This is a genomic window from Dehalobacterium formicoaceticum (genome assembly GCF_002224645.1).
GTDB classification, from domain to species: domain Bacteria; phylum Bacillota; class Dehalobacteriia; order Dehalobacteriales; family Dehalobacteriaceae; genus Dehalobacterium; species Dehalobacterium formicoaceticum.
Window position 1 is genome coordinate 1,852,444 of record NZ_CP022121.1, and the last position, 15,308, is coordinate 1,867,751.

Below are 15,308 nucleotides of genomic sequence, written 5' to 3' on the forward strand. Positions count from 1 at the left end.
GGGGGGAACATTTTATGGCAAATAGAATTGATAACCCAAAATTAATGGACCTGAAGATCAATTTCTTCAAAGCTGATTTAAAATCCGAGCAGCAACAGAAAACTTTTGAAGTAATTTTCAAAAAAAACGAAGGCGATTGGCCCCAAATAAAAGCTGACCTTGTTAAACTTAAAGGGGAAGAGGGGTTTACCCCCAAAATTATACAAAATATCGAATTTACCCAAAAGCTTGCTGATTGGAGCCATGACAACGAGGAACTGATCTCTGCTTTTCAAAAAGACAGGAAGCTCAATTCCATGAATGAGATCGCATTATCATTAAGCAAGGAGGATTTTATCAAAAAGGTGGAAGACCTTGCGCCGGTTGCAGCAAAGGAAGATAAAAAGGCTTACGCCGTCAACCTGCACCGCAGTTTATTTGCCATCGAACCGACGGCCATGGTGGTTAACATGATCAAGGATCCCAAGGTTCCTCTGCTCAATGACGCGATCGGGGGAAATCTCACAGCGGTCTTAGAAAAACAGCCTGATTTCAATATTAAAACCACATCAGTCTATGAGATCATTAAAAATGAAGAGAACTTAGGGGAAATACCTGGGGAAAATCGGGAAAGCGTGATCAAGAACCTGAAAATTCTGCAGCGCATTACCGCCCTCAGCCCTGATACCGATGCTTTGCCGGTTCTTTACAAAGCAAATCTTCATTCTGCCCTGGAGATTTCCGCTCTCCCCGAGGCACAGTTTGTTTCCGCCATGAGGGGCAGCGGCTTAGATGAGACTATGCTCTTACAGATCCACAGCAATGCTCAACAGGTTCGGGTGAGAAATGAACAGGCGATCATGGCTTTAAGAGAAGCAGGCCGGGGCACCGGCATTGCCATGATCGACAAAAGCATGAACAAGGCTGATGCTGGGAATGAGATGCATATGCTTGAGGGTGGGGACCAGGTGGAATCGTTAGAAGCCCTGCTCAAAGACACCTTGACCAAGCATAATCTTTCCTGGGAGCTGCTCTTTGGGGATGCTGATTTTTGCCAATGCGAAGAGTGTGATTCCGTCTACAGCGCCGCCTCATACTATGTGGAGCTGCTGCAATACCTGCGTAACAACAATCTGGATCCGAACCTTGGGGGAGAGATGGCAATTAAACCGAATGCCAAGGACATTGCCGGCACGCCCCTGGAAAAGCTTTTTCAGCGCCGGCCGGACTTGGGCTGTCTGGAGCTGACCTGCAAAAATACCAACACTATTTTGCCCTATGTGGATTTGGTTAATGAGGTCATGGAAAATTATGTGGCTTTTAAACAACTGAAAACCTTTAACGTGGAGGATGAGACCAGCGGTGAACTCCTTGCGGAGCCGCAGCACACCGAGTACCAGGCCTATTGTATATTGAAAAATGCGGTTTATCCTTTTACCCTCCCTTATCACCAGCCTGTTGATGCGGCCAGGATTTATCTGGATTATTTGGATACCAGCCGTTATGAAGTCATTAAAACCTTCAGAAAAAATAACGAGAGCCCTGATCAAGACCTTACCCGTTTCAAGGATGAGGAGCTTGATCGAGCTGCTGATGCTGAATTTTTAGGTCTTACCATGGAAGAATACGTTATTCTGACTAAGGAATGCTTTGAAAGCAGAGCATTAATGGATAAGCTTAAAAACAAAAGCCATACCGATGACGAATATCAACAGTTGATCGGCGTTAAACCTGTCTGCCGCTACTACGGTTTTGATGATGACGCAACTATGCTGGGGGACAATGGGCTGACATTGATTAAAAAAGAATTTTTGCGCCGCACGGGGATCGACTATCTGCACCTGGTGGAGCTGTTAAAAACAGCATACATCAATCCCCATCTACCCAAGGGCAAAGGGAAAAGGATTATGGAGAGTTTGCATTTCAGCTACCGGTTTTTGCAGAACTATGCGGCAGCCCACGGATTGGACAAAATGGCAGAGGATTTGGTGAAAGGTGAAAAATTGGCGGAATTGGCCCCGCTCCTTAAGGATGAAATTGGTTTTCCGACCGGTAAAAGCACCCTGAGCTGTCCCAAGTCATATTGTGCTGAAACTGAGATTTCGGATCAGGAGATCATCCACTGGGTTAAATGCAGCTTTGAAAAAGCAGGCCGGATGATCGTGATTGAAAGCGGCAAAGGCTGTGTCGACGGTGAAATTATCATCGGGCAGCAGGGCATATCCCATATGACCACAGCCATGGCCATGGTAAGTAGAAGCAGGATTATCGTTGAGAAGTGTAAAATCTACTTGGTTCTTAATAACAAAGAACAAGAGGAAATCGGTAGCATCGACAAAAACACGGGAGCAGTATCCTTAAAGGACCCATATCATGATCAGGCTAAAAGTATTGCCAAGGATTTATTTTTTGTCGGGGTGAAAGGTGAAAAGGGCTGTTTCCTGATCATCGAGGGCCAACTCTATCTGGTCATGATCGAACAAAAAGACAGCTGCGACCTTGATACCGCCCTGCTCCAGCATCTTGACGGCACCCCTTTAACGGCTGATGAATACGATCGGATCCATCGTTTTATCCGCTTATGGAAAAAACTTGGCTGGACCATAGATGAAACGGATCAGGCTCTGGCAGGATTGGGTGGGAAGAATGATGGAAACGCTAATCCGGAGGAGAGCATTTGTGCTGATTGTTTTAATGATGAGTGCATTGACACCGGTTGCAGCGAATGCCCGGAGGATCAGCCCGCCCAGCTGCTTGAGATTGATAGCAAGCTCATCCATCAGCTGGCAGCTGTGAAGGAACTCCTGGATCGAACAGGTCTGGAACTTATTAAGCTCCTGACCTTCTGGAATGAGATCAGTACAAGAGGAGAAAGATCCCTGTATCAGAGACTGTTTCTGACCCACAATGTGCTGGGCATCGATAAAGTGTTCAAAGCTGATGATCAGGGTAATTTTTTGGGGGGTAATGCTAAACTAGGGGAGCATCTGCCGGCTGTGATGGCCGCCCTTAATCTTTCCGCAGATGATATTCAGACGGTCCTGGAAGCGGCATTAGAGCATGATGGGGAGCGGGATCAGCTGAACCTGGAAAACCTGTCCCTGTTATACCGCTTTAGATTACTGTCAAAAGTGCTGGGCGTAAAAATTCCTGCTTTGATCAAGATTATGACTTTGTTTGGTCAAGAGGAAATCTTTAAAAATGCCCATGCCTCCCTGGAATTTATCGATCGCTGGCAAAGGATGGAGGAGGCGGGATTTACCTATCAGCAGTTAAGCTATATTATTATGGACAAGGACGATGAAAAGAAACCCTTGGCGCCCAGTCAAAAAAGCATGCTGCTCACGGCAAAAAATCTTTATGACGGTTTAAATGCCATTGATGCAGCACATCAGGACCTCAAAGCCGATGCAGCAATTAATGACCCCTCATTGCAAAAGATCAATATCCTGGAGCAGGCTACCGGTGATTTGATCAGGACAAAAGCCGGCTTAATATTTGACAGCGAAACGGCAGAAAAAATTATCGGCATCTTAGAGGGTACCAACACCTTTATAACCAATGCACCCAAGAATTTGATCTTAAGTATTCCGGACAGCAGTACTTTGCAAGGCAAGCTGAAGTATGATAAGTCAGGAACAGTTCAGGTCACGGGCATTTTAACCCCTGGGGAGCTTTTTGACTATCAGAATCTGGACCATAGTGCCGATTGGGTCAATACCCTCACCCGCATCCAAAAGCAGCAGGATAAATTATTTAAAGAGCTGCTTTCGGGCATCTTTGAAAATGAAAAGACCAAAACGGCGGCCGAAAAAACACAGCTGGAAGAGGTGATCAAATCAGGTGATATCACCAAACTCATCGAGGAAATACCGGAGGGAGAAGAGGATCCCAATACAGCTCCTAAGAAAAGGGCAGCTTTCCTGGCCGTATTTTTGCCCTATTTACGTCAGGAGTTAAGTCGCCGTTTTATCATGGAAAGCCTGGCCAATTTCAGCGGTCTTGATCTTAAGGTTACCGATGTTCTGATTGCACATGTACTGAAAACAGGTACTCCCGAAGCGCCCATTTACGATGTTTTCGAAAAAATCAAGGAGAGTGCCAAACCTGATACGGAGCATTGGAGCGGATATTTGGTCCCCCCAAAGGGAGAAAACTATCGGTTTATTGTTAAAAATCAGGACAATCAGCCCACTGTCACCATCGATGGGGAAATTCTCGATTTTACGGCACTTGAAGACCCCACCAATGAATGGTGGAGCGAAGCAAGACCGCTGCAATCCGGAAAATTATATCAACTGACCACAACCGGCATTGAACTGAAAAATATTTTCTGGAAAACCCCGGCCTCAACGGCGGCCCCGATTCCTTCATCAGCCCTGATCCCTGACTTTGCATCTGAACGATGTGCACCGGCGCTGGTGATGCTGAAAAAAGCTGCCCTTCTCGTATCTGCCTTTAATTTGAATGCTGCTGAAATTCAATTTTTAGATCGTTACAAAAGCAGCTTTGATCACCTGGACTTTAACGCGCTTACCCTGCTGCAGTGGCTGCGCCTGGAAGCCTATGTCAGACTGAGAAATTCTCTCCCTCAGGGAGAGTTCAATCTCTTGGAGTTCTGGAAGTGGGTCTTTGACCCGGGAGCGGAGGAGAGCAAGCTATCTGAAAAGATCGCCGCTCTGACAGGATGGAAAAAAGAGCGCATCGAAAAGCTGATCGCCCAGGAACATTTCAATATCCACCGGCGGGAGGATTATCAGAATGAGATAAATCTCCTAAAGCTTCAGCAAGCTTTAAAGGTAGCCGATAAAACAGGCGTCGATATTGACCGGTTATTTGAGTGGGCGGTGCCTACTTCCCATTTCAAGACCTGCCGCAAGACTGCGGAGAGCATTAAATTTACGATCCGCGCAAAATATAATCAAAGCGACTGGGAACAGGCGGCAAAACCCCTCCACGATCAGCTGCGCAATAACCAAAAGGAGGCTCTCACCGGATATTTGTTGCAGCAAAAAGAATTGCTGGACTGGAACGTGATTGATGCGGACGGATTGTTTGAATACTTCCTGATCGATGTACAAATGGATGCCTGCATGGAAACCTCCCGCATCAAACAGGCCATCTCATCGGTGCAGTTGTTCATTCAGCGCTGCTTCCTTGGCTTAGAGGAAGAAAAGAGCGGTATCAAGCCGGATGTTTTAGACAGGAAGCGCTGGGATTGGATGCAGCGTTACAGGGTTTGGGAAGCCAACCGCAAGGTGTTCCTCTATCCGGAAAACTGGATTGAAAGCAATCTCCGTGATGATAAGAGTCCCTTCTTTAAGGAGCTGGAAAGCGAACTCTTGCAAAAGGACATTAACCGACAAAATGTTACGGATGCCCTTAAGTCTTACCTGTATAAGGTGGACGAGGTTGCCAATCTGGAAGTGGTGGGGCTTTATATCGAAATGAAGTCTGATGAATGGGGCAATAAAACCAATGCTCCCCGGAAGCTTCATATCTTCGCCCGTACCCGTAATGCACCTTATATGTTTTATTACCGCTATTTTGAGGCCGAGGAAAGGAACTGGTATCCATGGGAAAAGATGCAGCTTGATATCCCAAGCTATGATGCGCTCAAACCGGATGCTGCCAATGTGGGCACTGCCATTAAGGATGAAGTGGACAATGGATGCTATCTAATCCCGGCCCTTTGGAACCATCGCTTGCTGGTGTTCTTTCCCCAAATCATCAAAAAGACAAAACCCAGCTCTGATGCTGCCGGCGGTAGGTTTGAAACCCTGGGTAAAGACAGTGATGGCATCGGTAAATCAAAACCAATTGAATATTACGAGATTAAAATGGCCTGGAGCGAGTATCGAAACGGCAAGTGGACGCAGAAACAGGTCAGCAAGGATGCTGTTTTTTCAAATCAGATCGATAACAAGCATGATCTTCAGTTTTTTAAGTTCGTGCAGATTGTCTATGCTGATAAGGTATTAATTGATGTGGATGACTTTCTCGATAGCGACGGCGGCAACAAAGGGGCTTTTGTCTTTGACGGAACATCTTTGAAAACCGCGGCTCAAGTCAGTACGGAAGCAATGCCCATTGATTACTTTAATCAGCAAACGGCAACGGGTCAATCGAAAAGACTGTATTCCTGGCAGATTAATTCCTCCAGCTTAACCAGGGAAAATAAGGAGATCTATTTTTATGATCAGGCTTCCCGGGAAAAAATCCAGGGCTTGGATCCTTATCTAAGTGAATTTAACCATCCCGATACCCATAAACTCCTGGGCATGATCAATATCGGTGCTTTGGAGACCTTCTTCCGGGAAAACCTGGCTCTCAACCTGGACAGCTTTGGCCCCTTTGACCATGACGATAGCTCCATTACTCCCAATAGCTACCATGAATTAAAGAGGCCTTACTCCCTATACAACTGGGAATTGTTCTTCCATACGCCGATATTGCTGGCTAATGCCTTAAGCAAAGGCCAGCATTATGAAGAAGCCATGAAATGGTTCCATTTTGTCTTCAATCCCATTGCCCAGGGGACGGAGGATACACGTTTTTGGCAGTTTAATCCCTTTAAGCAAATCAACAGTCAAAGAATTTTGGACAGTATTTTTAATAACCTGAAGCCTAACACCGGGGATAAAACCATCAGCGAATGGCGCAACAAACCTTTTATGCCGCACATGGTGGCGCGCAGCAGACCAGTCGCTTATATGAAGTGGGTGGTTATGAAATATCTCGATAACCTGATTGCCTGGGCAGACCATCTTTTCCGTCAGGATACCATCGAAACCATCAACCAGGCCATCCAGTTGTACGTTTACGCAGGTCACATCCTGGGCAGAAAGCCGATGATGATTCCCAAGCGGGGTAAAAAAAGGGCCGAGACTTATCTGGGCCTGTTGGATAAATGGGATGCTTTTGGCAATGCCATGGTGGAGTTGGAATTGGCCGCCCCCTTCAGCAACCAGACGACCTTGCCTTTTAATGTGATTAATGGTGAAATTGCCATGGCCAATATCTTTGGCACCGCTTCGGCAGGATACTTCTGCCTCCCGAATAATCCGAAGCTGATGGGCTACTGGGATACCCTGGCGGATAGGTTGTTCAAGATCCGCCACTGTCTGAATATTGAAGGTGTGTTTAGAAAGCTGCCCCTCTTTGAGCCGCCCATTGATCCGGCTCTTTTGGTTAAGGCTGCCGCTCAGGGCTTAAGCATTGAATCGGTCTTAAATGATCTTAATACACCGATGCCCAACTACCGCTTCTACTATTTGCTGCAAAAGGCCCTGGAGCTTTGCAGTGAACTAAAGACTTTAGGAAGCACTTTGCTTGCCGCCCTCGAGAAAAAAGATAATGAAACCATCGACCAGATTCGCGCCAAACACGAGGGGGGGATGCAAAATCTCCTTATGGAAATCAAGAAAAAGCAGCTTGAGGAAGCCCAGAAGAATCTGGACAGTTTAACGCAAAACCGCTTGGCACCTGAGGCCAAAATGAAATACTACTTAAAACTCAGCGGTCTGGATGAAAGCCTGGTACCGGATAATACGGCTGATTTTAACGGCATCCCTAATGATATTGTCACTGTTGACGGGGAGAGCGGCTTAAAGCTGATCCCCTTCGAAAAAGAAGATATGGATAAGGCCAGTGCCGCAGCAGATTGGCAGACCGGCATCGGCGCAGTAGAAACTTTGGCTTCAGTGTTCCATGCCCTTCCTTCCATGACGGTTGATGGAAAACCTTTTGGGGTGGGAGCCGGCGTGATCTGGGGCTTCCCCAATTTAGCAAATGCCACCACTGCTGTAGGACGGGGCTTAAAAATCTATGCAGATCATTTGCTCTATCAATCCCAGACGGCAGGTAAAAAGGGCGGCTTTACCCGCGCCCTTCAGGAGCGTGTCTTCCAAGCCAATTTGGCCGGGTACGAGCTTAAACAGATCGACAAGCAGATTACGGCCCAGGAAATACGGATCAATATTGCGGAGCAGGAAATAAAAAACCAGCAGCAGGCCATCGACAATGCCTATGAAGCAGAAGAGTTTATCAGAAATAAGTACACCAATGAAGAGCTTTATACCTGGATAAGGGGAAGCCTGAAGACCCTATATCATCAGGTTTATAACCAGGCTTACGAGCTGGCTAAGAAAGCGGAAAAAACCTATTGCTTTGAAAGGGGTATCGGCAGTGCCAACTTTATCCAATCCGGTTATTTTGATGCCGGACGTGACGGATTATTAGCCGGAGAGCAGCTTTATGTGGGCTTAAAGCAGCTGGAGGCAGCATACCAAAACGAACGGGGTTATGACTATGAAGTATCAAAACAGATCTCTTTATACCAGTTAAATCCTTTAGCTGTCATGCAGCTGAGGGAAACAGGAAAATGTGAATTTGAAATTCCTGAGGTGCTCTTCGATATGGATTATCCCGGACATTATAAACGACGCATTAAAGCTGTAGCTTTATCGATTCCGTGTATCGCGGGACCTTACACCGGCGTAAACGCAACCCTGACCCTTCTGAAAAATAAGTTCCGCAATACGGCCATCGGCGGGAAGGCTTATGAGGAAGACCAGGAAGAAACAGATCCAAGATTCAGTTCCTATGCCATCCCGATCAATGGGATTGCCGCCAGCTCCGGTCAAAATGACACGGGCATGTTTGAACTGAATTTCAGGGATGAGAGATATCTGCCCTTTGAAGGGGCGGGAGTCATCAGCAGATGGCGCCTGGAACTCCCGAAATTCCGACAGTTTGACTATCATAGCATCGCAGACTGTGTGATCCACTTCAGGTATACGGCCTGTGAAGGCGGTGAGAAAATTAAAGGGGAGGCAAACAAGCATCTGGGCAAATGGCTGAAGACCCTGCAAGAAGAGCTTCAGGAAACAGGATTAATGAGTGCATTAAACCTAAAGCTGGATCTGCCCAATCAGTGGCATCTCCTTAAGAACAAGGGAACTGTGGATCTAATGATAGAAAAATCAAGGCTGCCCTATCCGGTGCAGGCTCTTAATGGGGAGATTGAAATCGAAAATGTGGTGTTTGCAGCTCAGGTTAAGGACCATATGGCGCTGACCATTAAAATTGACGAAAATGAAGTGCAACTGGAAAAGAGAGATGAACTGAAAATGAGCCTGGGCGCCAGCACTGATATTTCCCTGGATACATTATTTAAATTATCCCTGGAACCTGACCAATTGAAAAACCTTGATGGATTGACGGCCATCGTCAAGTATCATTTTAAAAAGGTTCCTGAGCTGGGATAAGATTATTTAACCTGTTTACCGGCGCCAAAAAATGCCAACAAAGCAAATTTGTTGGCATTCTTTTCTTGATGTAAAGCAATTAATAACCGCCTGACTCCTTGTGAAGCACGGCGGTTTCGTGATAAGATAGCAGAGATAGAAATGATAGAAGTGATGGAAATGTTAGAAGTAATTGAAAGATAAAAGTATTTAAAAAGCGGGAGAATAATTTTAATGTTGATGCTAATATTGATCACGGGCGGGGTATTGATCCTGGACCAGATCACCAAGTACCTGGCCCAGACTTATCTCATGGAAGTGGGGAGCATACCCCTGATTTTAGATGTTTTTCATCTTACTTATGTGGAGAATACCGGGGCCGCCTTTAGCCTTTTAACGGGGAAAATTAGTTTTTTTATTATCATAACGGCACTTGCCTTAGCGGTATCTCTCTATGTTTATTTCCGGGTGGATCAAAAATGGGTCTTGCTCCGTTTCGGTCTAGCCCTGGTTATGGGCGGTGCTTTGGGTAATCTCCTGGATCGCATGCGCCACGGCTATGTGGTGGACTTTTTTGATTTTCGCGTTTTTCCTGTTTTTAATGTAGCTGATAGTGCCATTGTCCTGGGGGCGGTTTTGATCGCCTGGGTTGTGCTTAAGAATGATATTAGTTTTAAAAAATAATAGCTTGTTCAAAGAATAAATAAAACAAGAAGATCCAAAAATTTAAAAAAACAGGTGATATAACTTGGCAGCAACAGAAGGAAAAAATGTGACCTTTACGGTAGATGAAGAACATGCCGCAAAACGTCTGGATCTTGTATTGACAAAGCTTCAGCCCGGCCTTTCCCGTTCCCGGATCCAAAAATTGATTAAGGACGGGGATGTTTTTGTTAACGGGCAGACGGTCAAGGCGAATTTTTGCCCGGCCCGGGGGGATGAAATTTCTCTTAATATCCCAGAACCCAAGGAATTAGAGGTAAAGGCCGAAAAAATTCCTTTTCAAGTAGTTTATGAGGACGAGGATCTGATGGTGGTGAATAAGCCCCAGGGCATGGTGGTGCATCCCGCCGCAGGTAATTATGAAGGCACCCTGGTCAATGCCCTCCTTTATTATTGCCAGGATCTCTCGGGGATAAATGGGGTGATCCGGCCGGGGATCGTACACCGGATCGATAAGGATACCTCGGGGCTTTTGCTGGTGGCAAAAAACGATTTCGCCCATGTGGGATTGGCTCGTCAAATCAAAGACCATTCCTTGACCCGCATCTACTATGCTCTGGTGCACGGTTCTGTAGCCGAACCGGCCGGTGTGATCGATGCTCCCATCGGGCGCCATCCGGTACAGAGAAAAAAGATGGCTGTGGTCATGAAGAATTCCAAGCCCGCCGTCACCCATTATCGGGTTTTGGAGCGTTTTCATGATTATTCCCTGATGGAAGCCAGACTGGAAACCGGACGTACCCATCAAATCAGGGTACATATGAGTTACCTAGGCTATCCGGTGGTGGGGGATCCCCTTTACGGTCCCCGCAAAGGTAATTTTGGCCTTACGGGTCAGGCCCTCCACGCGGCGGTCATCGGCTTTCATCATCCCCGCACCGGGGAATATTTAGAATTTGCAGCGCCTTTACCGGATTATTTTGAAGATTTATTACTGACATTAAGAAAGGAAGCATAGTTAAGGAGACTAAGAAGATAGACTTTTCAACGGACACATGAGATAGTATAATAAGCATATAATATGATTACAAAATTACTCTTTCATGGAGGTGAGTCTGATGATGAATATACGACCTTCCGCAGCAATCCGTAAAAACTATAACGAGATATCTGAACTCTGCAAGCGTACAGGAGAACCTGTCTTTCTGACGAAGAATGGAACCGGCGACCTTGTAGTGATGGATGTGGAGGCATTTGCAAGACGCGAAAGCATGCTGAAGCTCAGGGAAACGCTGCTGCGCTCAGAGGAAGAAAGGATTGCCGGCAAACCGGGGCACTCTATTGATGAATCGGCAAAAATGATGAGCCGGGCAATTCGGGAGGTTACGGATGCCAAACGAGGGTAGGCGATATACCGTTACGATTCAGGATCCGGCCGCCGAAATGCTTGTGCATCACGCACGTTTTCTTGCTCAGGTCAGCGAAACGGCTGCGAACCGCTTGGTTACGGAATTCATCAAGCAGGCAAAAACATTGGAAACCATGCCGGAACGCTGCCCTTGGGTAATTGACCCGCTGATACCCGAACACAAATACAGGAAGCTGCTCTTTGAAAAGCACTATATGCTGCTTTTTCAGGTTGTTGGTGAAAATGTGTTTGTTGGCGCGATGGTAGATTGTCAGCAAAACTACGCCTGGCTACTGTAAAATTGAAAACAATATTATCGCTAACCGTTTTTGGGGGCTAGCAAGTTACGGCCATAATAGCCAGAGATATGAACATGACCAAGACAATAAAAAATTAACTCGATTTATGAAACACCATATCAACTCCTTTTATCTTATTATAACGACTTCGAACCCTTAAAAAAGGGCCCGAAATCGTTATTTTTAGATTACTTAATAGTTTTCACCTTGACTCTCGATACCTATGACACTAGCTTTGATAAAGAAGGTCACATAAGGATTGACACATATTCCTGTACCGGGCGGCTGCATGTATGGATAGTAGTATTGACCTTTTCTTAAGTATTTCCACGTCTTATCTCCATCATATTGATTTGGACCGGGGGATTGAATAATACCATTATCCTGAAACTGCGTACTGGTTGCCTTTCAACTAATATTAATTTGTCGTTATAGCTAATATTGGCTGACCTTTCCTTATTTCCTTTCCGGTTTCCCATTGATTATTTGTGTTTTTACTAGCTTTTAAGCAGATGTTATTTCCATCTTTATCCTTGAACATAAACAAAATTTCCTTGCCATCGTTTTTTGCTAAGATGACGGGTTCAAGGGAGCCAATTGTATGTTGATTCATAAAATCATAGACCAGAATATCCCATAGTTTTGTACTGTCTAGATTATCAATTGCGACAATTTTTCCATTCACTAAATCACCTATATCCTCTGGTCCACATTTAATATAGTTATTTTTATCAATCTCATAGGTCTTCACAATATCTTCGTAGCCAATAGATAGTCTTTCATTTACTTTAGCGATATGCTTTTGAGCTTGGACATCCAGGTTTGTTGAGTTATTGGCATAAGTTGCGATACTAGCTGAAAATATTAACAAAACCAAAACAGATAAAACAATCATCCGCTTTTTCATCAGTTATTCCCCCCTAATTTAGAAATTGAAATAATCACTAGCTGAACTATTATCTGTTAAACTCCCAGTTGCATCATACGCAGAATGAAAACCAACTGTCTTGTACAGCCCCATGCCAGAAGGCCTTATTACTTGCAAGGAAGCAGTACTATCATAAGCTTTACGTTCCGATTGGTTGTAAAAAAGAACGCCATCCTTATAGAAATCGCCCTTGACATAAACACTGTATACCATATTTGAGGTTTCAGTGTTTGCTCTCATCATGACGCTTGATACATACGAGTTGCCCTTCATGGTAAAACTGACAGCAAATGCAACTGCACTTAAAGAAACCATTAAAATACCGGTAAGAATAATGATTTTAGTCAGTACAGACTTTTTCATTTAAATCCCGCCAACATTATTTCTTTATTCATCAATATAACGTATTTAAGTTCATTCCTCTATCCCATAACTAACTCTACACCCTCATAAGCACCACCTCCGTTTACTAAATAAACTGAAATTGCAGAGTTTAGTAAGTCCATTCAGAAGAACATGCCGAAGCATTATCTATCAATTTACCACTGGAATTATAAACTTTAGCAGTTGTTTTTACACAATACTTACCTCTAATTACATACCAATTTTTTTGTATCGATGCTCCAGAATAACCCGAACCACTATTTGTCCAAAACTTAATTGTTTCATAGGATTGACTGCTACTGTTCCATTTCTGCAGTTCAGCTAAAAGATCGGTGGAATAACTACTATCAGAGAGGGTTACAAGCCCACTGCATGTAGCTAAACCACTTGAATCGATTTTTATACCTGCATATAAATAGTTTATGCCTATATAGAATGGAGTGATTTGCCTAAAATTGCTTTCTGAATTATCTGCGGCAAAAGCAGCAGGGGTAAAAACGAAGCACATTATAACTAAACACGCTAACGACTTAAACCATTTTTTCATATAAAACCTCCCGTAAACATCCCATTATATGCTTTCATTTAAAAAGACACACACAGGAGGCTTTTCAATATGCTGCCTAATAATAAAATCATATTAATCAATCACCCTTTATTAACATAATGGGTCATTCTTCGTTTCTTCGACTTCTTAAATTTTAACTTAAAGGCTAGGGTCAACAGATTTCTGCATATTTTTGGATATTATGTCTTAGACGCATCAAAGATTTGTTTTGTTTCCAGCCTGAACACATTTCTTTGCATTCTTTTGGACTCCTTGTGCAAGATAGTGGTTTTGTGAAAGGAATACATGCCCAAAGGACCAGGCAAAATCCTGATTGACTTCATATTTGTTTTCCAGTAGAATTAAACCGACAAAAAGCGACCTTTATGATAGTCCGGAGAGACTACAAAGGAAGATGCACCCACTCCTGATCGGTGTATATTTAAGCCTGCTCAGCTCTCGGCAGCAGGCTTTTTTATGATCAAAATCGTTTTTCAATCCTGATCATGCCCCGGGTCAGGGTTAAAAAAAATAAATTGCAAAATGGAGGTTTTCGATGAGCAAGCAAATTATTCCGATTGAAGCCAAGCTGCCTTTCTCAAGGGCTTTTCCCCTGGCTCTGCAGCATGTTTTTGCCATGTTCGGCGCCACCGTACTGGTACCTTTTCTCACCGGATTATCACCGGCGGTCGCTCTTTTTACCTCGGGGATCGGTACCCTGATCTTCCATTTTTTCACCAAGGGTAAGGTTCCGGCTTATTTAGGATCCTCATTTGCCTTTATCGCGCCCCTGTTTTTGTTTGTCACGGAGAAACATTCTTTGGGACAAGCCATGGGCGGCGCCATGATTGCCGGAATTGTCTATCTTATTGTTTATTTACTGATTAAGGCTTTTGGCACAGATTTTATTCACCGTATTGCACCCAGTGTAGTGGTAGGGCCTGTTGTGATCATTATCGGATTGGCCCTGGCCCAGACTGCTGTGGGCGGCATGGCTTCCACCAACTGGGTGGTGGCAATTTTCACCCTGGCGATTACGGTGTTTTACAGCATTTTGGGGCGAGGCATGTTTGAAGTGATCCCCATTCTGATGGGTATTCTTTCCGGTTATCTATTTGCCCTGGTCATCCAATACGGCGGTTTTCTACCCAAGCTTCAGGAACTGGGTCTGGCCGGCCCCGATCAGCTGATCAATGTGACACCGATTATTATTGCGGACTGGTTCTCAAATCCTACCTCGGCATATGCCCAGGATTTTGCCGGACAGCTCTTTTCTTTTGCCGGTTTTCATCTTCCAATCCCGGAATTTACGGCAGTAGCGGTGCTGGCCATTGCGCCCGTTGCTTTTGTCACCATCATCGAAGATCTGGGACATATTTTTGTCATCGGTAATGTGACGGAAAAGGATCTGATCAAGGATCCCGGATTCGACCGGGTACTGATGGGGAACGGTCTGGCTACGATCGTGGCGTCCATCTTTGGGGGACCACCCAGCACAACCTACGGGGAAAATATTGGGGTCTTGGCAATCACCAAGGTATATAGTTCCTGGGTAATTCGTATCTCGGCCATCATCGCTATTTCTTTGAGCTTTGTGGGCAAGCTGGCTGCTGCCCTCAGCACCATCCCCACCTCTGTTATGGGCGGGATTTGCATCCTGCTCTTCGGGATGATTGCTGCCGCCGGGATTCGCACCATGATTGAAGCAAAAACAGACTTATCTTCTACCCGCAATCTGATCATTGTGGCGGTGATTTTGATTCTGGGCGTAGGGACAGGCAAAGTCGGTTATGCTACCCTGGCCGGTATTTTTCTGAATTTAGTTTTACCGGAGAAATCATAAAGTGAATAC

9 protein-coding genes are annotated in these 15,308 nt (G+C 45.0%); 6 read left to right on the forward strand and 3 right to left on the reverse strand.

All coding sequences use genetic code 11. The annotated features are described in order from the left end of the window. Positions 1–14: 14 nt before the first annotated feature. The 5 genes from CEQ75_RS09020 to CEQ75_RS09045 all read left to right on the forward strand — a co-directional run bounded on the left by CEQ75_RS09020 (position 15) and on the right by CEQ75_RS09045 (position 11,597). Positions 15–9,248 (forward strand): Tc toxin subunit A-related protein, encoded by a 9,234-nt coding sequence (locus tag CEQ75_RS09020; protein ID WP_089610038.1) that lies wholly within the window; start codon positions 15–17, stop codon positions 9,246–9,248. A gap of 213 nt (positions 9,249–9,461) precedes the next feature. Further along, positions 9,462–9,911 (forward strand): signal peptidase II, encoded by a 450-nt coding sequence (gene lspA / locus CEQ75_RS09030; RefSeq protein WP_242965431.1) that lies wholly within the window; start codon positions 9,462–9,464, stop codon positions 9,909–9,911. Positions 9,912–9,975: 64 nt separating this feature from the next. Beyond that, on the forward strand, positions 9,976–10,908 hold the full coding sequence (locus CEQ75_RS09035; protein WP_089610040.1) for an RluA family pseudouridine synthase: 933 nt from the start codon (positions 9,976–9,978) through the stop codon (positions 10,906–10,908). A 103-nt stretch (positions 10,909–11,011) separates the two neighbouring features. Beyond that, the gene (locus CEQ75_RS09040) at positions 11,012–11,296 is read left to right on the forward strand and encodes a type II toxin-antitoxin system prevent-host-death family antitoxin (RefSeq protein ID WP_338032023.1); all 285 of its coding nucleotides are present in this window, start codon (positions 11,012–11,014) and stop codon (positions 11,294–11,296) included. Next, positions 11,280–11,597 (forward strand): type II toxin-antitoxin system RelE/ParE family toxin, encoded by a 318-nt coding sequence (locus CEQ75_RS09045; RefSeq protein ID WP_089610042.1) that lies wholly within the window; start codon positions 11,280–11,282, stop codon positions 11,595–11,597. Before CEQ75_RS09040 ends, CEQ75_RS09045 begins: the two co-directional genes overlap by 17 nt. Positions 11,598–12,015: 418 nt before the next feature. Here CEQ75_RS09045 and CEQ75_RS09050 read toward each other — a convergent pair whose 3' ends face one another. From CEQ75_RS09050 to CEQ75_RS09060, 3 genes are all read right to left on the reverse strand, one after another. Further along, a complete protein-coding gene (locus CEQ75_RS09050; RefSeq protein WP_089610043.1) occupies positions 12,016–12,504 on the reverse strand; it encodes a hypothetical protein in 489 nt (162 codons plus the stop codon). An 18-nt stretch (positions 12,505–12,522) separates the two neighbouring features. Continuing rightward, positions 12,523–12,888 (reverse strand): hypothetical protein, encoded by a 366-nt coding sequence (locus CEQ75_RS09055; protein ID WP_089610044.1) that lies wholly within the window; start codon positions 12,886–12,888, stop codon positions 12,523–12,525. 130 nt (positions 12,889–13,018) lie between these two features. Continuing rightward, positions 13,019–13,456 (reverse strand): hypothetical protein, encoded by a 438-nt coding sequence (locus CEQ75_RS09060; RefSeq protein WP_089610045.1) that lies wholly within the window; start codon positions 13,454–13,456, stop codon positions 13,019–13,021. A 556-nt stretch (positions 13,457–14,012) separates the two neighbouring features. Between CEQ75_RS09060 and CEQ75_RS09065 the strand changes: the two genes are divergently transcribed. Further along, positions 14,013–15,299 carry a solute carrier family 23 protein gene (locus CEQ75_RS09065; protein WP_089610046.1) on the forward strand — a complete coding sequence of 429 codons (1,287 nt, stop codon included), beginning with the start codon at positions 14,013–14,015 and terminating at the stop codon, positions 15,297–15,299. The last annotated feature ends 9 nt before the right edge of the window (positions 15,300–15,308 follow it).

Coding starts and splice junctions, on each gene's coding strand:
- CEQ75_RS09065 (WP_089610046.1), top strand. CDS start 14,013: ATGAGCAAGCAAATTATTCCGATTGAAGCCAAGCTGCCTTTCTCAAGG.
- CEQ75_RS09045 (WP_089610042.1), top strand. CDS start 11,280: ATGCCAAACGAGGGTAGGCGATATACCGTTACGATTCAGGATCCGGCC.
- CEQ75_RS09060 (WP_089610045.1), bottom strand. CDS start 13,456: ATGAAAAAATGGTTTAAGTCGTTAGCGTGTTTAGTTATAATGTGCTTC.
- CEQ75_RS09055 (WP_089610044.1), bottom strand. CDS start 12,888: ATGAAAAAGTCTGTACTGACTAAAATCATTATTCTTACCGGTATTTTA.
- lspA (WP_242965431.1), top strand. CDS start 9,462: ATGTTGATGCTAATATTGATCACGGGCGGGGTATTGATCCTGGACCAG.
- CEQ75_RS09050 (WP_089610043.1), bottom strand. CDS start 12,504: ATGAAAAAGCGGATGATTGTTTTATCTGTTTTGGTTTTGTTAATATTT.
- CEQ75_RS09020 (WP_089610038.1), top strand. CDS start 15: ATGGCAAATAGAATTGATAACCCAAAATTAATGGACCTGAAGATCAAT.
- CEQ75_RS09040 (WP_338032023.1), top strand. CDS start 11,012: ATGAATATACGACCTTCCGCAGCAATCCGTAAAAACTATAACGAGATA.